Below are 2,519 nucleotides of genomic sequence, written 5' to 3'. Positions count from 1 at the left end.
TGCATTCCGGAAGATATGATTCAGGAGTTTGAAGCTGTCCTGCCGGGATACTACGTTATTTCCGACTATATTGACGGTGCAGATTATATCTATGATGCCAATAAGATGGCAACGCTGTCCGGCAAGAAATTGCAGTCCAAGCGAAATTTTGTCAACCGCTTCAAGAAGACCTACGACGGACGTTGGTCTTATGAAGAAATCACCGATGCAAACAAGCAGGAAGCCTATGATTTCCATATTCATTGGGCACAGGATGGCGACAACTGTCCAAATGGCTTGATGTACTCTGGTGAAACCTGTGCGGTTTCTCTGGCACTGAACAACCGAGAAGCACTTGGCATGAAGGGCGGCATTCTGCGTCTGGACGGCAAGGTCATTGCCTTCACGATGGGATGTCCAGTCAGCCACGACACGTTTGTTGTTCAGCTGGAAAAGGCAGAGGCGTCGATTCCGGGGGCATATCCGATGATTAACCAGCAGTTTGTACAGCACGCCATGGAAAGCTATACGTATGTCAACCGAGAGGATGACTTAGGACTGGAAGGCTTGCGCAAGGCGAAGCTGTCCTATCATCCGGTTATGATGGGCAAAAAGTATATGGCGGTGAAAGCATGATTCGATGGGCAGAACAGGCAGACGTAGAAGCAGTTGTATCCCTATGGACGCGCTGTTTTCCGGGTGACGAGGCGTTCCGAGAGTGGTTTTTTGCGAATATCTATCGCTCGGATGTGACGCTCGTCGATGAAGAGGACGGCAAGCTGTGCGCGATGGTTCAAATGCTGCCGTACCAGCTGCGTGATGCACGCGGTGTGCGTCCGGTGACGTATATCTATGGTGCCTGCACGGCACCGGAGTATCGCCGACAGCACCGGATGGATCGTCTGCTGCAAGCTTCGTTTGATTGGGATCAGAAACACGGACGCGCTGCTTCTATTCTAATTCCGCAGGAAGAATGGCTGTATGGCTTTTACGATCAGTTTGGTTATCGGCCTGCGTTTTATGTGTCCAATCAAATCGTAACGAATACAAATGAACCGGTTGCTGGCCATTTACGCCGATTAAATGCCAGCGATATTCCGGCATTAGACTGGCTGTATACACAGACACAGGGAATGCGTCTGCTGCGTACAGAACAGGACTGGAAGCAGCAGCTCGCGCTGTTTGATGCGCTCGGCGCTGGAGTATACGGTTTAGAACAGCAGGACGCATTGACCACGTATGCATTTGTTTGGCATGACGACGCAGGCAAGCTGTGGGCGCAGGAAATCTGCGGCACAGAACAGAATGCTCTGGCACAAGCTGTGCTTCAGCAACTGCACTGCCAGACGATGCGATTGACCTTGGAAGGAAACGAACAAAAACTGGGCTGCATTCGGTATCACGAGGATACACCGGTGCAGGATGGATATTTTAATTTGCTGTTTAACTGATAAAGGAGGCAAATCGAGCATATGGTATATGTTTTTCATGTAGATGGATATGAAGATACAGAACTCATTGCACCGCTGGACATGCTGTCTCGCGCAGGAATTCCGTTTACCCGTGTCGGTGTAACCGGAAAGACGATCACCAGCAAGCTGGGCTTTACCATTGAGGCGGACATCACACCGGAACAGTTGGATTTGTCCGACTGTGAGATGATTTTCCTGCCGGGTGGTCCGGGAACAAAGAACTATTTTGACAAACCGGTCATTGACAAAGCCATTGCATATTGCCTGGAGCATGACTGCTATCTGACTGCGATTTGTGCAGCACCGTCCGTTTTGGCAGCAAAGGGTGCTTTGGACGGCAAGCAGGCAGTTTGCCATTTTAGCGTTGATGACAAGATGGGATCTGCTCATGTGCGCAAGGATTGCATGGTATGTGTAGACGGAAAGGTCATTACCGCCTGCGGCGCAGCAGCATCCATTGAACTGGGACTTAAGATGGTAGAAGTATTGCGCGGTGCGGAAGCTGTCCAAAAGGTTCGCCACGGAATTGAGAGCCGCTGAGATGGAGACACAAAAAAAGCAATTGCGTACTCTGTTGCTGCAACAGCGCAGAGATATGCCAATGGAAAGAAAACAGTCTATCGACCGGCAGATCTGTCAGCGTGTGCTGGAAAGTTCCGCATACCAGCACGCCGACGTTGTGTTTGCGTACTGGTCAACAGCAGAAGAGATTGATACGCACGCCATTCTCGAAGATGCATGGAAGCAGGGAAAGTGCGTGTGTGTACCAAAATGCCTGCGTGGACATCGCATGATTGCGCGACGGATCCGTTCGGAAGCGGATTTGACAGAACAGACCTTTGGTATTCCTGAACCGGGGGAGCAATGCACAGCGATTTTGCCAGAAGAAATTGATTTGTGTCTGGTTCCTGCTCTTGCGTGCGATGCATCCGGTGCACGACTGGGATATGGCGGCGGATTTTATGACCGATTTCTTCCTCAGACAGCAGGAACTCGCATGGTGCTGTGCGCACAGGAGCGATTGCTGCCGGAAGTCCCCACAGAGGAACATGACATGCACTGCGACTG

At 50.9% G+C, this 2,519-nt stretch carries 4 protein-coding genes; all 4 read left to right on the top strand.

Going from position 1 to position 2,519, the window contains the following annotated elements:
- A partial coding sequence (locus tag ACR0P9_RS10835) for a DUF2156 domain-containing protein (protein ID WP_432620038.1) occupies positions 1–615 on the top strand: 615 nt, incomplete at its 5' end.
- Positions 612–1,430: a GNAT family N-acetyltransferase gene (locus ACR0P9_RS10830; protein ID WP_432620036.1), complete on the top strand. Its 819-nt coding sequence runs from the start codon at positions 612–614 to the stop codon at positions 1,428–1,430. The genes ACR0P9_RS10835 and ACR0P9_RS10830, both read left to right, overlap by 4 nt.
- A gap of 21 nt (positions 1,431–1,451) precedes the next feature.
- The gene (locus ACR0P9_RS10825) at positions 1,452–1,991 is read left to right on the top strand and encodes a DJ-1/PfpI family protein (protein WP_432620034.1); all 540 of its coding nucleotides are present in this window, start codon (positions 1,452–1,454) and stop codon (positions 1,989–1,991) included.
- A 61-nt stretch (positions 1,992–2,052) separates the two neighbouring features.
- On the top strand, positions 2,053–2,519 hold a 467-nt coding region (locus ACR0P9_RS10820), incomplete at its 3' end, for a 5-formyltetrahydrofolate cyclo-ligase (protein WP_432620032.1).

Source organism: Butyricicoccus sp. (assembly GCF_050872565.1).
Lineage (GTDB): Bacteria > Bacillota > Clostridia > Oscillospirales > Butyricicoccaceae > Butyricicoccus_A.
Note: the sequence above shows the minus strand (reverse complement) of the source record. Positions and strands in the feature narration are given on the sequence as shown.

What these genes read in the sequence shown, in the direction of transcription:
- ACR0P9_RS10830 (WP_432620036.1), top strand. Translation starts at nt 612, where the DNA reads ATGATTCGATGGGCAGAACAGGCAGACGTAGAAGCAGTTGTATCCCTA.
- ACR0P9_RS10825 (WP_432620034.1), top strand. Translation starts at nt 1,452, where the DNA reads ATGGTATATGTTTTTCATGTAGATGGATATGAAGATACAGAACTCATT.